The 22520-nt window shown below is 44.1% G+C and carries 21 protein-coding genes; 11 read left to right on the top strand and 10 right to left on the bottom strand.

Going from position 1 to position 22520, the window contains the following annotated elements; translation table 11 throughout:
* Positions 1-74 precede the first annotated feature (74 nt).
* The 4 genes from carB to panC form a co-directional block, all read right to left on the bottom strand.
* Positions 75-2891 carry a carbamoyl-phosphate synthase large subunit gene (carB, locus tag ACFQZI_RS15340; protein WP_377143958.1) on the bottom strand — a complete coding sequence of 939 codons (2817 nt, stop codon included), beginning with the start codon at positions 2889-2891 and terminating at the stop codon, positions 75-77.
* Between the two features lie 241 nt (positions 2892-3132).
* On the bottom strand, positions 3133-4089 hold the full coding sequence (locus ACFQZI_RS15335) for a TonB family protein (protein ID WP_377143956.1): 957 nt from the start codon (positions 4087-4089) through the stop codon (positions 3133-3135).
* A gap of 30 nt (positions 4090-4119) precedes the next feature.
* Entirely contained in the window at positions 4120-4470 is a 351-nt protein-coding gene (panD, locus tag ACFQZI_RS15330; RefSeq protein WP_377143954.1) for an aspartate 1-decarboxylase, read from the bottom strand.
* A 110-nt stretch (positions 4471-4580) separates the two neighbouring features.
* Positions 4581-5414: a pantoate--beta-alanine ligase gene (panC, locus tag ACFQZI_RS15325; RefSeq protein WP_377143952.1), complete on the bottom strand. Its 834-nt coding sequence runs from the start codon at positions 5412-5414 to the stop codon at positions 4581-4583.
* Between the two features lie 153 nt (positions 5415-5567).
* Here panC and ACFQZI_RS15320 point away from each other — a divergent pair, with 153 nt between their 5' ends.
* The 3 genes from ACFQZI_RS15320 to glmS all read left to right on the top strand — a co-directional run bounded on the left by ACFQZI_RS15320 (position 5568) and on the right by glmS (position 9754).
* Positions 5568-6392 (top strand): glycogen/starch synthase, encoded by an 825-nt coding sequence (locus ACFQZI_RS15320; RefSeq protein ID WP_377143951.1) that lies wholly within the window; start codon positions 5568-5570, stop codon positions 6390-6392.
* A 15-nt stretch (positions 6393-6407) separates the two neighbouring features.
* Positions 6408-7772: a DUF4270 domain-containing protein gene (locus ACFQZI_RS15315; protein WP_377143950.1), complete on the top strand. Its 1365-nt coding sequence runs from the start codon at positions 6408-6410 to the stop codon at positions 7770-7772.
* A gap of 146 nt (positions 7773-7918) precedes the next feature.
* Positions 7919-9754: a glutamine--fructose-6-phosphate transaminase (isomerizing) gene (glmS, locus tag ACFQZI_RS15310; RefSeq protein WP_377143948.1), complete on the top strand. Its 1836-nt coding sequence runs from the start codon at positions 7919-7921 to the stop codon at positions 9752-9754.
* 365 nt (positions 9755-10119) lie between these two features.
* On the opposite strand, the gene ACFQZI_RS15305 is transcribed toward glmS, so the two are convergent.
* A complete protein-coding gene (locus ACFQZI_RS15305) occupies positions 10120-11613 on the bottom strand; it encodes a catalase (protein ID WP_377143946.1) in 1494 nt (497 codons plus the stop codon).
* A gap of 87 nt (positions 11614-11700) precedes the next feature.
* On the opposite strand from ACFQZI_RS15305, the gene ACFQZI_RS15300 reads away from it, so the two are divergent.
* On the top strand, positions 11701-12636 hold the full coding sequence (locus ACFQZI_RS15300; RefSeq protein ID WP_377143944.1) for a hydrogen peroxide-inducible genes activator: 936 nt from the start codon (positions 11701-11703) through the stop codon (positions 12634-12636).
* 109 nt (positions 12637-12745) lie between these two features.
* On the opposite strand, the gene ACFQZI_RS15295 is transcribed toward ACFQZI_RS15300, so the two are convergent.
* The 3 genes from ACFQZI_RS15295 to ACFQZI_RS15285 all read right to left on the bottom strand — a co-directional run bounded on the left by ACFQZI_RS15295 (position 12746) and on the right by ACFQZI_RS15285 (position 14915).
* Positions 12746-13156 carry an HIT family protein gene (locus ACFQZI_RS15295; RefSeq protein ID WP_377144944.1) on the bottom strand — a complete coding sequence of 137 codons (411 nt, stop codon included), beginning with the start codon at positions 13154-13156 and terminating at the stop codon, positions 12746-12748.
* A 90-nt stretch (positions 13157-13246) separates the two neighbouring features.
* On the bottom strand, positions 13247-13720 hold the full coding sequence (greA, locus tag ACFQZI_RS15290) for a transcription elongation factor GreA (RefSeq protein ID WP_377143942.1): 474 nt from the start codon (positions 13718-13720) through the stop codon (positions 13247-13249).
* 259 nt (positions 13721-13979) lie between these two features.
* On the bottom strand, positions 13980-14915 hold the full coding sequence (locus tag ACFQZI_RS15285; RefSeq protein WP_377143940.1) for a 2-hydroxyacid dehydrogenase: 936 nt from the start codon (positions 14913-14915) through the stop codon (positions 13980-13982).
* Positions 14916-15197: 282 nt separating this feature from the next.
* Here ACFQZI_RS15285 and ACFQZI_RS15280 point away from each other — a divergent pair, with 282 nt between their 5' ends.
* Positions 15198-15761, top strand: coding sequence for a hypothetical protein (locus ACFQZI_RS15280; protein ID WP_377143939.1), 564 nt, complete (start codon positions 15198-15200; stop codon positions 15759-15761).
* On the opposite strand, the gene ACFQZI_RS15275 is transcribed toward ACFQZI_RS15280, so the two are convergent.
* Together ACFQZI_RS15275 and rsmA are read right to left on the bottom strand one after the other, a co-directional pair.
* Complete coding sequence (locus tag ACFQZI_RS15275; protein WP_377143938.1) at positions 15758-16057, bottom strand: hypothetical protein; 300 nt, start codon at positions 16055-16057, stop codon at positions 15758-15760. The genes ACFQZI_RS15280 and ACFQZI_RS15275 overlap by 4 nt on opposite strands.
* A gap of 7 nt (positions 16058-16064) precedes the next feature.
* Positions 16065-16844, bottom strand: coding sequence for a 16S rRNA (adenine(1518)-N(6)/adenine(1519)-N(6))-dimethyltransferase RsmA (gene rsmA, locus ACFQZI_RS15270; protein ID WP_377143936.1), 780 nt, complete (start codon positions 16842-16844; stop codon positions 16065-16067).
* 215 nt (positions 16845-17059) lie between these two features.
* Between rsmA and pdxA the strand changes: the two genes are divergently transcribed.
* The 6 genes from pdxA to ACFQZI_RS15240 all read left to right on the top strand — a co-directional run bounded on the left by pdxA (position 17060) and on the right by ACFQZI_RS15240 (position 22500).
* Complete coding sequence (pdxA, locus tag ACFQZI_RS15265) at positions 17060-18115, top strand: 4-hydroxythreonine-4-phosphate dehydrogenase PdxA (protein WP_377143934.1); 1056 nt, start codon at positions 17060-17062, stop codon at positions 18113-18115.
* A gap of 80 nt (positions 18116-18195) precedes the next feature.
* Positions 18196-19380: a DUF5009 domain-containing protein gene (locus ACFQZI_RS15260; RefSeq protein ID WP_377143932.1), complete on the top strand. Its 1185-nt coding sequence runs from the start codon at positions 18196-18198 to the stop codon at positions 19378-19380.
* A 309-nt stretch (positions 19381-19689) separates the two neighbouring features.
* Positions 19690-20178 carry a cupin domain-containing protein gene (locus ACFQZI_RS15255; RefSeq protein ID WP_377143930.1) on the top strand — a complete coding sequence of 163 codons (489 nt, stop codon included), beginning with the start codon at positions 19690-19692 and terminating at the stop codon, positions 20176-20178.
* A gap of 52 nt (positions 20179-20230) precedes the next feature.
* Entirely contained in the window at positions 20231-20623 is a 393-nt protein-coding gene (locus tag ACFQZI_RS15250) for a VOC family protein (protein WP_377143928.1), read from the top strand.
* A 93-nt stretch (positions 20624-20716) separates the two neighbouring features.
* A complete protein-coding gene (locus ACFQZI_RS15245) occupies positions 20717-21688 on the top strand; it encodes an aldo/keto reductase (RefSeq protein ID WP_377143927.1) in 972 nt (323 codons plus the stop codon).
* Entirely contained in the window at positions 21688-22500 is an 813-nt protein-coding gene (locus tag ACFQZI_RS15240) for a helix-turn-helix domain-containing protein (protein WP_377143925.1), read from the top strand. The genes ACFQZI_RS15245 and ACFQZI_RS15240 overlap by 1 nt, the downstream gene beginning before the upstream one ends.
* Positions 22501-22520: the final 20 nt, after the last annotated feature.

The following is a 22520-nucleotide window of genomic DNA, read 5'->3' as shown; positions in this document are numbered from 1 at the left end:
ACTAAATTAAACCATTAAGGAGCAGTAATTACTTACTGCTCCTGATCTAATTCAAAATCGATGCCGATTTTGAATTACTTGCTTAAATACATTGATTTTTCTTTATACAGATGCCTGAAATATGGGTCCTGCAGATCGGGTATGAACCTGATAGCCTCACCTGTAGATTTCATTTCGGGGCCTAACTCCTTATTTACTTCCGGGAATTTGTCAAACGAAAATACAGGTTCTTTTATTGCATATCCTTTAAGCTTGCGCTCAATGGTAAAATCTTTTAATTTGTTAACGCCAAGCATTACTTTGGCGGCAATGTTAATATACGGTACGTCGTAAGCCTTAGCTATAAAAGGCACCGTGCGCGATGCACGTGGGTTTGCTTCTATTACATATACCTTATCGTCTTTAACCGCAAACTGAATATTTAACAAGCCTCTGACATTTAAAGCACGTGCTATTTTGGCAGTATATTCTTCCATCTGGCTTATTACACTGTCAGTCAGGTCAAACGGGGGCAATACAGCGAATGAATCTCCGGAGTGGATGCCCGCCGGTTCAATATGTTCCATCATGCCAATCACATGAACATCCTCACCGTCGTGAATAGAATCCGACTCGGTTTCGGCAGCACGGTCAAGGAAGTGGTCAATTAATACCCTATTACCGGGTAAATTTTTCAACAGATTGACCACCGCTTTCTCCAGGTCTTCATCGTTTATTACGATGCTCATACCCTGGCCGCCAAGCACGTAGCTTGGGCGCACCAATACCGGGTAACCTACCTCGTGTGCAACCTCAAGTGCTTCTTCGGCACTTTCCGCAACACCATATTTAGGATAAGGGATGCCCAGGTCTTTCAGCAAATCGCTAAAGCGGCCGCGGTCTTCCGCTATGTCCATATCATTAAATGATGTACCAATGATCTTGATGCCGTGCTTGTGGAGCTTTTCGGCCATTTTAAGAGCTGTTTGGCCACCAAGCTGAACGATAACGCCTTCAGGTTTCTCCAGGTCTATGATCTCACGTACATGCTCCCAGAAAACCGGCTCAAAGTACAGCTTATCGGCCATGTTAAAGTCGGTAGATACCGTCTCGGGGTTGCAGTTAACCATAATGGCTTCGTAACCGCTTTCTTTAGCGGCTAACAAACCATGTACACAGCTGTAATCAAACTCAATGCCCTGGCCAATACGGTTAGGGCCCGATCCTAATACGATAATTTTCTTCCTGTCAGACACAACAGATTCGTTCTCGCCTTCGTAGGTTGAATAGTAGTATGGTGTTTTGGCAGCAAACTCGGCCGCGCATGTATCCACCATTTTATAAACGCGTTTTATGCCCAGGGCTTTACGGCGCTGGTAAACATCCTCTTCGGTTACGTTACCTAAAACGTAGGCAATTTGAGTGTCAGAGAAACCACGTTGTTTAAGGGTGAAGAAGAAGTCTTCGGGGATATTATTTAATGAGTAGCGGCGAAGTTCGGTCTCGATGTTCACCACGTCCTGGATCTGGTTCAGGAACCAGCGGTCTATCTTAGTTACCTTGCGGATAGATTCGATCGGTACACCCAGGCTCATGGCATCGTAGATATGGAACAGCCTGTCCCAGCTTGGATGCTCCAGGCTTTGCATGATCTCATCGAGGTTACGGCTTTGGCGACCATCGGCACCAAGGCCGGCGCGCCCAATTTCCAAGCTTTGGCAAGCCTTTTGTAAAGCCTCTATAAAGCTGCGGCCAATCCCCATCACCTCACCTACCGATTTCATGGTAAGGCCAAGTTCGCGGTTAGCACCTTTAAATTTATCAAAGTTCCAGCGAGGGATCTTTACGATCACGTAATCCAACGTCGGCTCAAAGTAAGCCGAGGTTGTTTTGGTGATCTGGTTCTCTATTTCATCAAGGTTGTAACCAATGGCCAGCTTCGCAGCTATTTTGGCAATTGGGTAACCTGTTGCTTTTGATGCTAAGGCTGATGAGCGGGATACACGCGGGTTGATCTCGATAGCGATGATCTCTTCGTTAGCCGGGTTAACCGAGAACTGAACGTTACAGCCACCTGCGAAGTTACCGATGGCACGCATCATCTTAATAGCCTGGTTACGCATTTCCTGGTAGCAGCGGTCGCTAAGGGTCATGGCCGGGGCCACGGTTATCGAATCGCCGGTGTGGATACCCATTGGGTCGAAGTTTTCGATAGAACAGATGATAATAACATTATCGTTACCGTCCCTCAATAACTCAAGCTCGTATTCTTTCCAGCCTAAAACAGCCTGTTCTACCAACACCTCGTGGGTTGGCGATGCCTGCAGGCCGCGGCTTAAAGCAGCGTCAAAATCTTCTTTTTTATGTACAAACCCCGCGCCTTTGCCCCCAAGGGTATAGCTTGGGCGTATTACCAGCGGGAAACCTATTTGTTGCGCGGCTTCCTTACCTTCAAGAAAAGAGTTGGCAATTTTAGAGGTAGCAACACCAACGCCAATGTCCACCATTAACTGGCGAAACGCTTCGCGGTTTTCTGTTTTTTCTATAGCGGCTATATCAACCCCAATAATTTTAACCCCGTACTTTTTCCATAAGCCCTGTTCATCGGCCTCGATACAAAGGTTTAACGCGGTTTGGCCACCCATGGTAGGCAATACAGCGTCTATTTTTTGTTCCTGAAGTATTTTCTCCAGGCTTTCTACATTAAGCGGAAGCAGGTAAACATGATCGCCAATAACCTTATCGGTCATGATGGTGGCGGGGTTGCTGTTAATGATAGATACAGTGATGCCTTCGTCTTTTAAAGATAAGGCAGCCTGCGAACCGGCATAATCAAACTCACACGCCTGGCCTATAATAATAGGGCCCGAACCAATAATTAAAACGGATTTGATGGAAGTGTCTCTGGGCATAGTTTTTTAAGTCTTATGTCTTATGTCCAAAGTCTTAAGTCAGGGCCTTAAATCAAGCGATAAGGGCTAAAGACTACCGACTAAGGACTTGAAAATCCTATGCGCTGAAAGGCGAAAAATCCCGACCTCAGCGTCGGGGTGCAAAGATAGTAATTTGCAGGGATTTGGGTATTTAAATTTACAAATTTAATATTGGGCTGAAAGGCTTACTTATGCTTTGCTAATAAACAGCTTTAAAAGCTTATTGAAGAGCAAAATTTACCGGTACACTGTATTGCACCCTTACCGGTTGGCCCATAATAATTCCCGGAAGCCATTTAGGGGATTTTTCTAAAACCCTTACAGCTTCGGTATCAAGAACCGGGTCTACAGATTTAACTACTTTTATATCGCTTAACTTTCCATCTTTTTCAACCACAAAAGTCAAGATCACCCTCCCTTGGATCATGTTTTTGCGAGCATAAGTAGGGTACACAATATTATTACCCAGGTACTGGCCAAATGCCTGGTAGCCACCTTTAAAGGCGGGAGGAGTGCCGCGGTTGCCCTTATAATTAAAAGTTTCGTTTTTATCATTGACAGATACACCGCTAATGAGCTCACCGTTATTATACGTTTCGGTAAAGGTGGAGTGAATGTTTTTCTTTTCTCCGGTCCAAATGCCATCTCTTTTGCCGTTATGCACTTTGCCGGTTTCTTCAACGTATTTGAAATCATCGCTATACCCTTTATAATCGCCTTCGCCTTCTTTTACGTGCTCAACGCCTAAAGAGTCGAAACTTGCGATGATTTCATAAGCAGTTTCCAGGGATTTTTCGACGGGGATATCCGGGTATTTTATAATCCGGTATAATTTTCCGTTCGGGAAATATTCGTAACTGTTGCTAACCTTATCGCCTTTACTAAAGGTAGAAAGGTTTTGCCTTAGGCCCGATCCATAATATGTAACCCGCTGGCCCTCGTAGTTTGGCGGATCAATTTTGTTTGACTTGCCAATAAGTTTGATATTGCCGTTTTTATAATATTCGGTTACATTAAAAAGCATTGAGCCCGAATCGGGTTTGCTTATAACGCGTGTATAATCGGCGCTATCCGCCTCATTCACATACTTGCCGTTTTTTTTGAGATAAAAAACAGTCTGAGAATAGCCGGAGGTTATAAATAGAAATGTAAAAGCGAGGGTAAGAAGAAATTTCATTAAATAATTGCGACTTAAGGTGCCGCTAATTTATTTAATTAATTTATTATTCGCATCAGGGAAAATAAGTATTGGCTCATAAGCGCGGGCTTCTTCGGCCTCCATATAGGCGTACGACATAATGATCACAATATCGCCAACCTGGGCCAGCCTCGCGGTAGCGCCGTTAAGGCATACGGTACCACTGCCACGTTCGCCTTTTATAACGTAGGTTTCGAAACGGGCGCCGTTGTTATTGTTAACTATCTGCACCTTTTCGTTCGGGATGATATTAGCCGCTTCAATAAGATCTTCATCAATAGTTATACTGCCAACATAGTTTAATTCGGCCTGTGTAACCTTAACGCGATGAAGCTTTGATTTTAATACCTCAATAATCATGGTGCAAAGGTAGGAATAATTGGTTGATGGTTTATAGTTGATAGTTCATGGTAATGTTTTGCATTTGTAATATATGTATGACGTTTATATGATCTATGAACCATCAACTACTATGATTTGATCAACACATTATCTATAAGCCTTGTTTTACCAACGCGCGCGGCGGTAAGGGCAACAATGTTTGGTGTATTTTCAGTTGCAGGCAACAGGGTTTTACCGTCAACGATCCTAAAGTATTCCGGCTCTACGCCATCTTCGGCTGTTAATTTATCCATTGCCTGTTGCTGTAGTGAGGCAATTTCGCTGCTGTTAAAATTATTTTTTACCCATTTAAGCGTTCGGTATAGCACAAGCGAATGCTGCCTGTCCTGGTTGGTTAAATGGATATTGCGCGAGCTCATTGCAAGGCCATCGGCTTCGCGCTCTATGGGGCACATCACCATTTTTACCGGGATGTTCATCAGCTCAACCATACGGCTTACCACCATAAATTGCTGGTAATCTTTTTGCCCCATATAAAGGCTGGTTGGCTTAACAATATCAAGTAGTTTATACACTATTTGCATAACGCCCTGGTAATGCCCGGGCCTAAATTCGCCCTCTAACAAATGCTCCAGCTGCCCAATATCTAAATGCCATTGCTCATGAGTGTCATACATCTCGCTAACCTCGGGGTTAAATAAAACATCGCAGCCGGCATGCTCCAGTTTAGCCATATCGGCTTCTATAGGGCGGGGATATTTTTCCAGGTCTTTGGGGTCGTTAAACTGGGTTGGGTTCACAAAAATGCTGCAAACGGTAATATCGTTACCCTGCTTTGCCTGCGCAATAAGAGATAGGTGGCCATTGTGCAATGCACCCATAGTAGGCACAAAGCCAATGGTTGCGTTACCCCGGGCAGATAAATATTCGCGGAGTTGGCGGCGGGTGGTAAATGTTTTCAAACCAAATAAAGATTGCAAAAATTTGGCAAAGGTGTACAATTACTTAAAAACTACCAAACGCTATTGCACAAGTGGTTGCCAGTTCATATAATAATGCTTATATTTGCAAACTCAAATTTTTTGAACTTCTTTACATTTATTAATAGATTAGTGATGGGTAAATCAAAACTACTGTTCATAACTCATGAAATGTCTCCCTTTCTCGAATTAACAAAAATTGCTGAGATTACGCGCCAACTTCCGCAGGCCATGCAGGATAAGGGTTTCGAGATTCGCATTTTGATGCCACGTTTCGGGAATATTAATGAGCGTAGGAACCGTTTACATGAAGTTATCCGTTTATCAGGGATGAATATTATTATTAATGATAATGATAATCCGCTGATCATCAAGGTAGCTTCTATCCCCGCGGCGCGTATGCAGGTTTACTTTTTAGATAATGAAGAGTATTTTCAACGCAAGCATGTGTTTAACGATAAAGACGGTAAATTTTATGCCGATAACGATGAGCGCATGATCTTTTTCTGCAAGGGTGCTTTAGAAACCGTTAAAAAACTTGGCTGGGCGCCGGATGTTATCCACTGCCATGGCTGGATGAGCGCTTTGGTACCCGCTTACTTAAAAACGACATATAAAGACGACCCTACATTCAAAAACTCTAAAGTGGTTTACTCTATTTACGGAAATGAGTTTACCGAAAAAATGGATGCCGACTTTGCGCGTAAAGCCGTGATGGGCGATATGACAGAAGCTAATACCGAAGTTTATAAAGAGGGTACCAATACAGCAATGTATGCAGGTGCTATCCATTATAGCGATGGTATTGTTTTAGGCAGTGCCGATATTGATGCTGATGTGTTAAATAATGTTAAAAACAGCAATAAATCGGTGATGGAATACGTTTCCACTTCGGATTACGAAAATTATTACAATTTTTACGAAGAAATCACCAGCGAGCAGTTGGTGGATGTTGCTTAAGCTTTAAAATTATATATGAAATTTTACAAATTAGGCTTATTAACCTTGTTAATAAGTCTTTTTATTTTGAATAGCTGTAAAACGCAGGATGGTATAGGTTTAGACCCAACCAACGAGATAAAGGGTAGCCTTTTAACGAATAACAATGTTGTGGCCGCCACAGCGTATGAAGATTCGATAATTACCAATAATTTATCAACCCGCGCGCCGCTGGCTTATTTTAAAGATCCTGAGTTTGGCACCACCGAAGCTAATATAGCCGCGGTATTGTCGTTACCTGGTAATGTGGCCTACACATTGCCTACCGGCACTATAACAGTCGACTCGGCTGTACTGGTTTTGCCTTACGCATCCAATGGTTTTTATGGCGATTCGCTTGCGTCACGTTTTAAAATTGATGTTCGCCGGCTTGATGAGCGTATAACACCATCAAAATCTTACTACAATACCAAGCATTTTGCAACTATCAATTCTATAATAGGAACAAAAACATTTTCAGCGCGGGCGCATGATAGTTTATATATCACCAATCTGGTTAAAGGTGGCCGCGACACCCTGATTAAAGTAAAACCGCAAGTGCGTGTACCACTCGATCCTGAGTATATGTATTCGGTGTTTTTTGGCGCCTCACCTGCTTTGCTAGGTAATAATGCTGTTTTTCAGAATACTTTTAAAGGCCTTGCCTTTTCTATTGATAAGGCTCAAACTACAGGCCCGGGCGGGAATATGTTCTTCAGGCTCGATTCGGCCGCGGTAACTTATTATTACAGAAGAACCGATGGTACAACAATTGATACCTCATCTATCTCTTTGCCTTTTGGCACCAACGTTACCGAGATAAAACATACCTATAGCGCTAAAGTGCAGGCAGCATTAGATGGTACATCAACCGATGGGCTGGTTTACCTGCAGGGCCTTGCCGGCCTAAGGGCAAAAATATCATTCCCTAACCTTCAAACGTTGTTTGCAGAAGGCAACAAGAACGTTATAATTAACAGGGCAGAACTTGTTGTTAGCTTAAAGCCGGGTACAGGCATACCTTACGCCCCGGCTAAAAGGTTAACCTTATATAAGTACGATATTGCCCACCAGCGTATAACGTTGCAGGATGCATCTCAAACAGACCCAAGAGCCTCGGTTTTTGGTGGTAATTACGATGCTGCCAAAGGCGAGTATCACTTTATAGTAACTGCTTTTTTGCAGGACCTTATAGCCGGTAAAACGGTTGACTACGGTACTTACCTGGCGCCTGTTGACCCTACTATAACAACAGCAATTGATGTTAACCCGGCGGCAAGTTATTCCGAACGAAGTATAGTTGGAGGCAAAGAAGCATCGCCATATAATATTAAGCTTAATATTATTTACACCAAACTATAAATTAAAAAACTTTTTAAAGCAATGTTAAAAATACCCCAAATGGGGTATTTTTTTTTATATGTAATTTTTAATATTGATAATGCTATTTATCTCCTTACTTTTGTCGCACATCTAATTCTATTAATTACAATAAATTCTATTTATTTATGTGCGGCATAGTAGGTTATATAGGTTTCAGAGACGCCTATCCAATAGTAATAAAAGGACTTCACAGACTCGAATACCGTGGTTACGATAGTGCCGGTATTGCCCTTGCAAATGACGGGTTAAAACTTTTTAAAAAGGCCGGAAAGGTTAGCGACCTGGAAGCCCACGTAGAGGGCCATGACCTTGGAGGTTCGGTAGGTATGGGCCACACCCGCTGGGCAACCCACGGCGCGCCAAGCGACAGGAACTCGCACCCGCATACATCGGGCGATAGCAAACTTACCATCATTCATAATGGTATTATTGAGAATTATGCAACCCTTAAGGAAGCGCTTTTATCAAAAGGCCACGAATTTAAAAGCGATACCGATACCGAGGTTTTAATACACCTTATTGAAGAGATAAAAGATGTTACAGGCCTTGGCCTGCGCGAAGCGGTTAGGCTTGCCCTTAACCGTGTGGTTGGTGCTTACGCCATTGTTATTATGAGCGATGATGAGCCCGACGAACTGATAGCCGCCCGTAAAGGCAGCCCAATGGTAATTGGCGTTGGTAAAGGCGAATACTTTATAGCATCAGACGCTACGCCGATAGTGGAGTATACTAAAAATGTTATTTACCTGAATGATAACGAAATTGCTTACGTTAGGCGCGACGACCTGTTGATAAAGCACATCGACAATACCATACAAACCCCATACATACAGGAGCTTGAACTTAAGCTGGAAATGCTGGAAAAAGGCGGTTACGACCACTTTATGCTTAAAGAGATATATGAGCAGCCGCGTTCTATCCGCGATTGTCTGCGTGGCCGGATATATCCAGAGCAGGGTCTGGTTAAGCTTGGCGGTATAAAAGATTATATTGAGAAGATCAAAAATGTTGACCGGATATTGATAGTAGCCTGTGGTACATCATGGCACGCCGGTTTGGTGGGCGAGTATTTAATAGAAGAATATGCCCGTGTACCGGTTGAAGTTGAATATGCTTCTGAGTTTAGGTACCGTAACCCTATCATCACGTCAAAAGACCTGGTGATAGCCATTTCGCAATCGGGCGAAACTGCCGATACCATGGCAGCTATAGAACTTGCAAAAGAAAAAGGCGCAACTATATTCGGTATTTGTAATGTGGTGGGTGCATCTATTCCACGTATTACACATGCGGGTGTTTACACCCACGCCGGCCCCGAAATTGGTGTGGCATCAACCAAGGCGTTTACCGCGCAGGTTACTGTATTAACGCTTATAGCATTTTACATTGCCCAGCAACGGGGTACAATTACACAAAATAAATTTGTAGAATACCTTACGGAGTTAGATGAGATACCTAATTTGGTTGAAGAAACCTTAAAATGTAACGATGTGGTTAAAGCCATTGCCGAGCGTTTTAAAGATTCGGCCAACTGCCTGTTCCTTGGCCGTGGCAGTTCATTCCCGGTAGCGCTTGAGGGTGCCCTTAAACTAAAAGAGATATCGTACATTCATGCCGAAGGTTACCCTGCTGCAGAGATGAAGCACGGCCCTATAGCGCTGATTGACGCGGATATGCCGGTTGTATTTATCGCAACTAAAAATTCATCGTACGAAAAAGTGATCAGCAACATTCAGGAAGTTAAAGCCCGTGGCGGACACGTTATCGCGATAGTGTCTGAAGGCGATACCGATGTTAAAGAAATGGCCGATTATACCATCGAGATCCCTTTAACCGGCGAAACCTTTGTGCCGCTATTGGCCACCATACCTTTACAATTATTATCATACCACATAGCGGTTATGCGCGGTTGTAACGTTGACCAGCCACGTAACCTGGCTAAATCGGTAACGGTTGAGTAATAGTTAGAGATTAGATATCGGAAATTAAAGAGTAGTCTTCGGGTTACTTTAAAGGCCAATAGCATATGCTATGGCCTTTTTTTGCGCCTAATCTCTAATCACCAACCACCGATCTTTAAAACTTGGAACAATACTTGCCATATTCAATTAAACCAAAAATAATTTTATGGCACACCGTGGTAAAAGAGGCCCGTGTTGGGCAGGTTATAAAATTGCCGGAATGAAGAAAAAGAATGGCAAAAAAGTGCCTAACTGTATAAAATCAGCTTCATCATCAAAACGAAAAACTAAGAAATAAAAAGAGACACCCACATTATGGGCGTCTCTTTAAACCTAACCTCTATTCTCCAATAACTAATCCCTCTTTAGGATGGCATATGCTTCATGGTCTCGCTAAGGTCAAGCTGCAGGCCTTGCGCTATGGCCATTCCCAAACCAATATCTGCACGGAACCAATGGCAAAGCTGCCTGTTGGTTATTTCCTCCTTTTTAGGGCCTTCAATACCACTCATAGAGTGTACAATATTTTTGATCAGGTCTTTTTTACTGTCCTCGTTCATCAGGCGGTATAAATTGCCCGGTTGGGTATAATGGTCATTCTCGCCCTCGGCGTTGCGGTCATACCAATCTGCTACTTGGGCATTTACATCCCACGCGGGTTCTTTGTAATGCTCATCAGCAATTATATTATCAAAACTATTTGGAAAGTAGTTAGGGTTTTTGCCGCCGTTCCCGTCAATACGCATCTGGCCATCGCGCTGATAATTGTTCACCATAAAAGGGCAGCGGTTCACCGGTATTTGCTCGTAATTAGCCCCAAGGCGGTAACGATGAGCATCGGGGTAAGAAAGTATGCGCCCCTGCAGCATCTTGTCTGGCGAGTAGCCTATTCCATCTATAACATGTGCCGGGGCAAAGGCGGCCTGCTCTACATGTGCAAAGTAATTATCGGGGTTCTCATTCAATTCTAAAACGCCAACATCAATAAGTGGGTAATCGCCATGTGGCCAAACCTTGGTCAGGTCGAACGGGTTGATGTGATAAGTAGCGGCTTCAGCTTCGGGCATAACCTGTATCTTCAGGTCCCATTTCGGGAAATCACCATTATCTATATGCGTTAGCAGGTCGTGCTGTGCAAAATCGGGATTTTTGCCACGCATTTCTCCCGCTTCTTCATCAGTAAAGTTTTTAATGCCTTGCTGGGTTTTAAAATGGAATTTTACGTAGAAACGCTCATTGTTATTATTAATGAACGAAAAGGTGTGGCTGCCAAAACCATCCATATGGCGGTATCCGTATGGCGTACCGCGGTCGCTCATGAGTATAGTCACCTGGTGTAAGCTTTCGGGGTTGAGCGACCAAAAATCCCACATCATGGTAGCGCTTTTGCAATTGGTGTAGGGGTCGCGTTTTTGTGTATGTATAAAATCGCCAAACTTCTTTGGGTCTTTAATGAAAAAAACCGGGGTGTTGTTTCCAACAAGGTCCCAATTACCGTCCTCGGTATAAAATTTAAGGGCAAAACCACGCGGGTCGCGCTCGGTATCGGCCGAACCTTTTTCGCCGCCAACGGTAGAAAAACGAAGGAATGCCCGGGTTTCTTTACCAATGTGGCTAAAAATTTTTGCCCGGGTGTACTTAGTTATATCATGTGTTATGGTTAGCTTGCCATAAGCGCCAGATCCTTTTGCGTGTACAACGCGCTCGGGGATGCGCTCGCGATTAAAGTGGGCCATTTTTTCGTGCAGGATAAAGTCCTGTAATAAAATGGGGCCGCGTGATCCTATGGTTTGAGAATTCTCGTTTTCTGCATAAGGCTTGCCGGATGCAGTAGTAAGCCTCTTTTTAGTAGGTTCCATGTTGTTGGTTTTATAAAATCAAACTTCTATAAAAAACTTCGATAGAAAAAATCAATAATTACTATCTTTAGATAGATTATATTGATAATGACTATAACTCAGCTTGAATATGTGATTGCGGTAGACACGTACCGTAGTTTTGTGGCTGCTGCCAATAAATGTTTTGTTACCCAGCCCACGCTGAGTATGCAAATACAAAAACTGGAAGATACTTTGGGGGTAAAGCTTTTTGACCGCAGCCACCAACCGGTTATACCTACCGAAATAGGCGAAGAGATAATTGCACAGGCAAGGGTTTTGCTTGCCGAAAGTGAAAAGATAAAGGAAATTATAACCGACAGGCAAAAAGAGTTATCGGGCGAACTAAAGGTGGGTATCATCCCCACGATAGCACCCTATATTTTACCTAAGATAATTAACGGATTTATTGAGAAATATCCGCACGTAAAACTCATCGTATGGGAGCAAACCACCGAGCAAATTGTGCAGCAATTAAAAATGGGTACACTGGATTGCGGGATACTATCTACCCCCCTCCACGAGAGCAATATTACGGAGATACCTGTTTTTTATGAGAACTTTGTAGCCTACGCCTCTAAAAATAGCAAGCTGTTTAAGAAGAAAGCCATTACGCCCGATGATATTGATATGGAAGAGATTTGGGTGCTTAACGAGGGCCATTGTATGCGCGAGCAGGTACTAAACATATGCCAGCGCCGCAAGGCCACAAAGGGTTTCCAACATTTTGAGTACAATACAGGGAGTGTAGAAACTTTGAAACGTATGGTAGATATGAACAATGGCGCTACAATTTTACCTGAACTGGCGCTTGCCGATATGAGCGACCGCCAGCGCGACCGGGTACGCTATTTTAAAAGCCCCGAACCTGCCCGCGAAGTAAGTATTGCCATACACCGTAATTTTTTAAAACGGCGCATGATAGAAGCCCTGAAAAATGAGATACTTGATTTTATACCAAAACGCCTGCGTACAAAAAAGAAAAAGGAAATAATGGATATATAAACAAAACGTCGTGCCTAACTTGTTTGTGCCTCACACATATTAAGCGTAATTCCAGGTGTAGGCTTGTCCTGAGAGATGCCGAAACAAGTTCGGCATGACGGTGGGAATTTTATTCGTTGGTAACTTCCCTCAAAGCCTCAACTATTTTTTGAGCGGTAGCGGCCAGCTCATCCTGAGTTGGTGTTAGCTTTGGGCGTGCAAAATTCATATCATCAACCCGGTTCATAGGTATCAGGTGGATGTGCGCGTGGGGCACTTCTAAACCTATTACAGCAACGCCAACCTTTTTGCAGGGCACAGCCTTTTTAATACCTGTAGCTACAATTTTGGCGAACATCTGCAAACCCATGTAGGTTTCATCGTCGATATCAAAAATATAATCAACCTCTTTTTTGGGGATAACCAGTACATGGCCCTCTGCCAGTGGGTTAATATCCAAAAAAGCTAAAAACTCGTTGGTTTCGGCAACTTTATGCGCCGGTATTTCGCCTGATATAATTTTCGAAAAGATGCTCATGATTGGTGAGTGGTTGATAATGTGAATAGTGAGTAATTATAGTAATTGATTGGATGAGCAGTTTTGTTAACCACTCACCCAATTAACCATTCGCTATCTGCTAATTTCTAAAATCTCAAATTCTATTTTACCGGCGGGAACAGTAATTTCTGCTATCTCGCCTACCGATCTGCCAAGCAGGCCTTTTGCTATGGGTGATGTTACCGAGATCTTGCCTGCTTTCATATCGGCTTCGCTTTCTGATACCAACTGGTAGCTCATAGTAGCGCCGCTTTTCACGTTTTTTATCTTCACGATTGACAATGCCAAAACTTTAGAAGTATCAAGTTTCGATTCATCTAATAAACGCGCGTTGGCAAGGGTTTCCTGCATCTGCGCTATTTTAGTTTCATGAAGGCCCTGTGCCTCTTTTGCCGCGTCATATTCGGCGTTTTCTGATAAATCGCCTTTATCGCGCGCCTCTGCTATAGCTGCGCTTATGTTAGCGCGGCCGGTAGTTTTTAGATATTGTAATTCTTCTTTTAATTTTTCTAAACCTTCTTTGGTATAGTATGATACCTCTGCCATAACACAATTTTAATTAGTCATTTTTATACAAACGCCGCCAAAAAAAACCGCTCCCCTACTTTTTCCATAGAAGAGCGTGACGGCCTTAAAAACAAACAAGACTACGTGGTATTACCTGCATAGTCTTGTTTAGTGTAAAACGAAGATAATATAATTAAGTTTTAATATCCAAATTTTTTGTTTTTGTGGTTACACCGATTTTTAAAAAATGATTGCACCGATTGCTTAAGATTTCTGCGATTTAACCTTCACCAATCAATTACTCACCAACCACTCCAAACGTAACGAGCTTGACCGCCATCACCTCGCTAATTTTGCGGTAACTCTCAAACGTCCACCCGGCTACGTGGGGGCTTAATATTACCTTGCCGCTTTGGCGCAGTTCATCAAACCATTGCTGCTCGGCCAGCGCGGGGAATTTTTCAACCTCCAAAACATCCAACCCGGCGGCTATAATTTTGCCTTGTTTAATAGCATTAAGCACAGCCTGTGTTTTTACCACTTTACCACGCGCCGTGTTCAGGAAAAATATTGGTTTTTTAAAGTGGAAAAGGTATTCCTCATCAACCAGTCCGTTGGTTTCCTTAGTTAATGGGATATGCAAACTTAGTACATCGCTGGTACGCACTATTTCTTCCATGCTTACCTCGCGTGCATACCTGTCGCTAAAGCCGGTTTTGTATTTATCGTAAGCAATAACATCAACCCCAAATCCCGATAACCTTTTGGCAAAGCTGCTGCCCATGTGGCCATAGCCAATGATGCCGACCGTGCGCCCCTTAAGTTCGTAACCCCGGTTCTCCTCGCGCAGCCACTTACCATCTCGGATTTCGGCGTCGCCACGGTTAATATTGTTCATCAGCGATAACAGCAAACCCATCGCGTGCTCGCCTACAGCATCCATATTGCCTTCGGGCGCATTGATCAATTCGATGCCCCTGGCCGTAGCATAATCTTCATCAATATTATCCATGCCGGCACCGGCGCGGCAAATGAAACGCAGGTTCGCGCCATCAATAAATTCCTTGTCCACCTGGAACTTGGAGCGGATAGCTAATCCGTCATAATTTTTGATGATGGTAAAGGCTTCTTCTTTATTCATGCCGGGCTGGTAATCGCAGGTAAAGCCATGGGCCTGTACCTGCTCCATAAATGCCGGGTGCAGATCGTCGACTATAAGTATGTGGTTTTTCACAGATGTATGGGTTTGATAGGGCAAAATTACAAATTTAGAAAGTAGAAGGCACGGGTAGATAATTATGTGGTTTACGCGAGACGATTTACTCACCCCCACTACGCTTCGCTGGTCGACCCTCTCTGCTGTGCAAAGAGTGTAAGGAATAAAATTAAAAATGAGCTTACCCTCTTTCCGCGCAGCGAAGAGAGGGTGGTCTAGCGAAGCAATGACCGGGTGAGTAAAATATGCGCTCAATCTTTGGCACGCAAATGGCAATATCCTTATGTATAACATCAACACATGATAAACCCATTTAAAAATACCCGCAGCGATATAAAGCAATATGTGGACAAGTTATCTCACGATGGTTTTAAACAAATTTTTGAGCAGATAGACCAGATCAGCATCAAAAAAAGCGTTGACAAGATGGGATTGGATAAATTTATTAACCAATGCGCTTACATAGCGGCAGGCAGTGGTGCTATAGCGGGCAGCGGCGGTTTCATGACCATGCTGGTGGGTATGCCGGTAGATTTTGTTAACCTCATAACCCAACAATTTAGGGTTACCATGGCTATTATGTATTATGCCAAAGGAAGCTATAGGATTGGCTTTGACGAATTTATGCAATTAGTTGCCACCTCATTTAAAATTGAAGCGGGGGTAGCCGTAACTAAAAGCATGATGGAAGGCATCGCCGAAAACCTATTACTTGCATTTGGTGTGCGCGCAGCCGAAAGGTTAGTGCCCGTTGTAGGCGCGGTAATAGGTGGTACAGCTAACTACATTTTTGTAAAACGTATGGCGCAAAAGGTAAAGGAAATAAACCGGGTAGATAAGACAGTAGTTGTACCTGTGATTTAGGCTGTAAAAACATCCCAAACAAAATTGGGAAGGTAAAGTTCATAATAATCATATATCACAGCGAAATGCTTTTTATTCGATAAGGTGAAGCTATATATAAAAATGCTATCAAGTGGATCTAATCCTACTTGATATTTAGACTTTTTAAGAATTTCTATTTGCTTATCAGACAAGATCTCAGACATTTCGTTAAATAGCTTATCAGAGAAACCGAAACCGTTAATTAACTGAACGTATTCAAGATTTGTCTTTTTGACTCCAAGATGATCGGCTAAAACTTGTTTCACCTTATTCATAATGTAGTTATCGCGCTACGGCTATTTCATTAGTCAATTTCACAAAGTCGGCAACGCTCAGGCGCTCGGCACGCAGGTCGAGGGTTTGGTTGTCAACCATCTTTTCTTTATTGATGAGTGATGATACCGCGTTACGCAACGTTTTACGGCGCTGGTTAAAGCCGGCCTTCACTACCTGCCAAAACAGTTTCTCATCGCAACCCAGATCAGCAGTTTCATTACGGGTAAGGCGGATAACAGCCGAGAGGACCTTTGGTGGCGGATTAAAAACCCCGGCCTTCACCGTAAATAGATACTCTACCTTATAATAAGCTTGCAGGAAAACGCTCAGGATGCCGTACTCTTTGCTGCCGGGCTTGGCGGCGCAACGCTCGGCCACTTCTTTTTGGAACATGCCTACCACCTCATGCACCTGGTCGCGGTGATCCAGTATCTTGAATAAGATCTGTGAGGAAATGTTATAAGGGAAGTTGCCTATAACCGCTATCTGGCTCTCAAATTTGCCTTTAAAGTCGAGCTCTAAAAAGTCGTCGTTTATCAAACGCTCGCCAAGGGCAGGGTATTTCTTTTTTAGGAAGTTGTACGATTCGGTATCAATATCTATCAGAAATGTTTCATATTCCGGCTTTTGCAACAGGAAATCTGACAGGATGCCCATGCCGGGGCCTACTTCAAGTACCTGTTTGTAGCGGCCTTCGGGGCGCAGGCTTTCCACAATTTTCGACGCGATATTTTTATCAGTAAGAAAGTGTTGCCCCAGATGTTTTTTTGCCCTTACTAATGTCATTATCCGTTTTTATTTGAGCAAATTACGGCATATTTGTGCTTTAATCGGAAATTATAAACTTAAAATCTTTTTATTTGCATGTTGGGCAATAAGCTAAAGGCTTAGAACACAAAGCAAATTATAACATAAACCGATCATTTTGAATACCTAATCGGTGCAATCAGGCCAGATAGCAATCCGTGGAATCAAACTATAATCGATGAAATCATACAATCATGAGTAACAAACCTAAAATAGGCATAAGTATCGGCGATGTTAACGGGATAGGGTTAGAGATAATCCTTAAGACCCTCTCTGATGCTAAAATATACGATTACTGCACACCCATTGTTTACGGGCATACCAAGGTAGCATCATTCCACCGCCGCGCTACCGATATAGGCGAGTTTAACTTTACCGTTACAGATCACCCGGCAAACGTGCAGCACCGAAAACCCAACATGATCAACTGCTGGGAAGAGGATGTGAAGATAGAGCCTGGCCAGGTAACTGCCGATGGTGGCAAATATGCCTACATTTCATTGCAACGCGCTACGGACGACCTGCTTGCCGGCAATATAGACGGCTTGGTTACCGCACCTATTAATAAAGATAATATCCAAAGTGCCGACTTTAGTTTTCCCGGCCATACCGAATATTTGCAGCATCGCGACAGCAAACCCGAATCGCTAATGTTTTTGGTGAGCGATACCCTGCGCGTAGGCGTGGTAACCGGCCATATCCCGGTGTCAAAAATTTCGGAAAGCATTACTACCGATAAAATTGTGCATAAGCTAAAGCTGATGAACGAAAGCTTGCAGAACGATTTTTGGATCCGTAAACCCAAAATAGCGGTATTGGGCTTAAACCCCCATGCCAGCGACAACGGTTTAATTGGCAGCGAAGAGCAAACTACCATAATCCCCGCTATAGAAGAAGCCCGCAACCACGATGTACTGGCATTTGGCCCATACGCTGCCGACGGCTTTTTTGCCAATGGTACTTACCTGCAATTTGATGCTGTACTGGCCATGTACCACGACCAGGGGCTTATTCCGTTCAAGCAAATAGCGTTTGAATCGGGGGTGAATTACACTGCAGGGTTAAGCTTTGTACGTACCTCGCCCGATCATGGTACCGCTTATGATATTGCCGGGAAGAACATGGCGTCAGAGATATCTTTCCGTGAGGCATTGTTTACTGCCATACACGTAATTAAGCACCGCCGCGAAACTGCCGAACTTAACGAGAACCCGTTGGTGTTTGCCAAATTAAGCCGCGACAGGGATTAATAAGCCAATTGGCAGATACTGTTTTGAAATAATTGCCGTTAGATTAAAACATTTATCGCTAAAAAACATTTCCCTGTTTAATGAGTAATTTAATTAACCGCATCAGGTCAATTGATGCGTTTCGTGCGGTTACCATGTTCCTGATGATCTTTGTGAACGATCTGGATGGTGTGCCAAATACCCCCGAGTGGCTTAAACATGCAGATATAAATGCCGACGCTTTAGGACTTGCCGATACCATCTTCCCCGCCTTCTTATTTATAGTAGGCCTCTCTATACCACACGCGTTTAAAAAGCGCCTTTATAACGAGGATGCAAAACTCCCGCTGCGCATCATCACCCGCTCATTCGCACTTATATTTATCGGTTTCTTTCACGCCAATATGGAAACCTATAACGATGCCACCACCGTGCTGCCAAAACCCGTTTGGGATAGCCTGGCCACCTTTAGCTTCTTCTTTATTTTTTTAGATTACAGCAAAACCACCTCCAAACTGCGGCAATACCTTTTCCAGGGGTTTGGTATAGCGCTGCTGATAGCCGTATGTGTGGTTTATAAAAGTACCGACCCTGCCCACCCCTGGTTGCACCTTACCTGGTGGGGCATATTGGGGCTCATAGGGTGGTCGTACCTGGTGTGTGCGTTTATATATTATTATAGTAACGGGGCGCTGTGGATCCAGGCCGCGGCGTGGATCTTCTTCATGTTCTTCAATATCGATTTCCACTTTGGGATGCTTAACTTTTTGAGCCCCATTCAAAAATACATGTGGATAGCCGGCAACGGCGCCATGCAGGCTTTTACCATGGCCGGGGTTTTTGTATCGGTACTATATATGCGCCTTAACGAAACCAAACAGCTTAAAATGCTTTGGGTAGCCATGGTGCTAATGGCGGTAATATTATTTAACCTCGGCTTTATTGTGCGATACTTTAGCGGCGGCATTTCCAAAGCACGCGACACCCCGTCATGGGTGCTTATCTGCACCGGGATTAGCCTGGTAGTGTATGCCTTCTTCATCTTTTTGGTAGATTTTAAGCACAAGTTTAGTTGGTTTAAGGTGATAGAGCCCGCGGGTACCAATACCTTTACCTGTTACCTGTTGCCGTTTTTGTTTTACCCCCTTTACCAGATGACGGACCTGGGTTACCCCCAATATTTTGACCAGGGCACCGGCGGGCTTATCAAATGCATCATCTTTTCCTTTGTGATGGTGTGGCTAACCGGCCTGTTACAGAAGATAAACGTAAGGCTGAAGATCTGATACGACAGGCTTAACCAAGCACAATTCCCGGGGTGTCCCACTAAATGAGACACACTACATTTAAAATCACAACCCATTGACTTTCAAATAATTAATAAATTGCAAATTTCAATTTCAATTGAAGTATTTCTTGATGTAAAATACAGAATATTCTTTAATTCAATTGATTGTTAATTTTAGAAGGGGTGTCCCACTTTCCAAAAAACGGGACAGAATGGGACACCCTGTTTTAGCTATTGATCCTGCCGTAGCTTTACACTTTTTTTCGGCCCGCTTTCGCCTTATATTGTGGGCTTAATTACCAAAGCCATGCCCGCCAACGCCCAATACTGGATAAACCACCTGCAACTGCGACCACACCCCGAGGGTGGTTATTACAAAGAAGTTTTCCGTTCGGTTAACGAGGTTACACGTGCCGGGGCTGTTGCCCCCAAACAGGCCTGTACCTCTATTTATTACCTGCTGGAGGGGAGCGACTTCTCGGGCTTCCACCGCCTGGCGTCCGACGAGCTTTGGTACTTTCACAAAGGTGCGCCGCTACACATCCACGTGCTGGACAGCGAGGGTAACCACACCACCATAGAACTAAGCGACACCGATACCGGCAGCCTGCAAGCCGTTATCCCGCCACATACCTGGTTCGCGGCCGAGCTACCTGCTGCCACAGGCTTTACCCTGGTAAGCTGCGCCGTAGCCCCCGGCTTCGACTTCGCCGAATTTGAAATGGCCGGAAAGGACGAGTTGCTGAAGCACTACCCGCAGCATGAAAAGTTGTTGGAGCGGTTGTGCAGGGAGTAAAACTATAGCAATCAACCTATTGTTGTATTGCTACTAACCAACAACCCGAATAATGAAAGCAAAAAAGATCTGGGCGAACTTTTGCGTAGAAGACGCTGCACGTACCAATAAGTTTTATACCCAACTGGGCTTTAAGCCAAACAATACAAACAATTACCCAAAACTGGCAAGTTTTGCCTTTGGCGACGATAACTTTGTTATACACTTTTTTGAAAAAGGCTCGCAGATAAACGATTTCTTAAGTGCCGGCTCAACCAACGAGATCATTTTTACCCTTTCGGCAGATACCGAACAGGAAGTAAAAGGCTGGGAAGAAAACGTTAAAGCCGCAGGCGGTAGCATCTTTCAACCGGCAGGCCGCGACAATAATGGCTACTACGGTTGCGGTTTCGCAGACCCTGATGGGCATAAGTTTAATATTTTGTTGATGGAAGAGGGGATGTGATAGAAAAGTTAAGCCATATTATTGAACCGCACAAGCAAGTTATTTGAGCCTCTTAAGAAACCTTAAAGCCTGGCAAGTGTTCATCTTTGTGTTATGAAAAACATAGAGAAAATTCAACTAAGCCAAAATGGCCCGCTTGTTTCTAAACTGGGCCTGGGTTGTATGCGCATGTCATCCATATGGGGCGGCCCAACGCCTGATGAAAACGAAAGCATCGCAACCATACAGCAAGCTTTAGACAGTGGCATCAATTTTTTAAATACCGGCGACTTTTACGGCGCCGGCCATAACGAAATGCTGATAGGTAAGGCCATTAAGGGGCGGCGCGATGATGCTTTTATCAGCGTTAAATTTGGTGCTATCTTTCATAACGGCCAGTGGCTGGGGTTAGACCTGCGCCCCATCGCCATCAAAAACTTTATCAATTACTCGCTCACCCGTTTGGGTATCGAAACGATAGACCTGTATCAACCCAGCCGCATGGATAACAGCGTGCCGGTAGAAGACATCATTGGTACAGTTGCCGACCTGGTAAAAGAAGGCAAGGTGCGCTATGTTGGTGTATCAGAGATCACCGCCGACAAGCTGCGTAAAGCAAATGCCGTTCATCCTATCAGCGCGTTGGAGATAGGTTATTCGTTAGCCGACCGGCAGATAGAGAGTAAACTTTTACCGGCAGCCAAAGAACTCGGCATAACGGTTGTAGCATTTGCCAATACCGCCGAAGGTTTGCTGACGGGAGAAATGAAGGCTCCGCTTGCGGCAAACGACTATCACAGCCATTTCTCGCGCTTTCAGGGCGATAACCTGGTTAAAAACTTAGAGAAGGTTGAAGTGCTGAAACAACTGGCCAAAGATAAGAATGCTACACCTACGCAACTGGCCATTGCATGGGTAAATGCGCAGGGAGATCATATAATGCCGTTGGTGAGTATGAGCCGCAGGTCGCGCCTTCCGGAGAACATGGCAGCTATGGAAATTACGTTTACGGCCGACGAGTTGAACACCCTAAACACTACTTTTGCACCGGGGGCTATTTTAGGCGGCACCTACTTAGAGCGCTAATGACAAATCCAGCAGAGATTCTTCCGGGTGTTATATTTTATGGTTATCTATCTGCCGAGCGAAAAGAGAAGGTGTGTTTTTGGAACAACCATACCCTTGTATTACAGGTTTCGGGGCAGTTTACTATGGAAACTGCAGGCCAAACCATTTCCATGACTGCCGGTGAAATGCTGCTGATAGGCAAAAACCAGCTGGGCACCCTCACCAAAACTCCGTTGCCCGGCGGAAACTATGAAACCATCATCATATCCCTGCAGGAGGATCTGCTGCGCAAGATAGCCTTAGAGGAACATATTGAAGCGGGCCTTAAATACATTGGCCCGCCTAATATACTCATCCCCACTAACGAATTTCTGCGGGGTTACTTTCAATCAATCATTCCGTATGTACGGAGTTTGTCGGCTGTTTTAACCGAGGAGATGGGTATGCTGAAAGTAAAAGAAGGTGTAAAGCTATTGCTGAATGCTATGCCGGGGCTTCGCAGTTTCCTGTTCGGCTTTTCAGAGCCACATAAGATAGATCTTGAAAAGTTTATGCTCACCAATTTTAGGTTCAACGTTCCGGTCGAAAAATTTGCACAGCTCACCGGGCGCAGCCTGGCAGCCTTTAAGCGCGATTTTCAAAAAGCCTTCGGCGTACCGCCCCGCCAGTGGCTGCAAGACAAACGGCTGAATGAGGCCCGCCACCTTATAGAGCACAAACACCAAAAACCGTCGGCCATTTACCTCGAACTGGGGTTCGAAAGCTTGTCGCACTTCTCGCACTCGTTCAAAAAAAAATTTGGCAAGGCACCAACCGCTCAACTTACCTAGTTAACGCTTAACAACAGGCT

The sequence above is a fragment of the Mucilaginibacter lutimaris genome (assembly GCF_042676625.1).
In the GTDB taxonomy this organism is placed as follows: domain Bacteria; phylum Bacteroidota; class Bacteroidia; order Sphingobacteriales; family Sphingobacteriaceae; genus Mucilaginibacter; species Mucilaginibacter lutimaris.
This window is presented reverse-complemented; position numbering and strand designations above follow the sequence as displayed.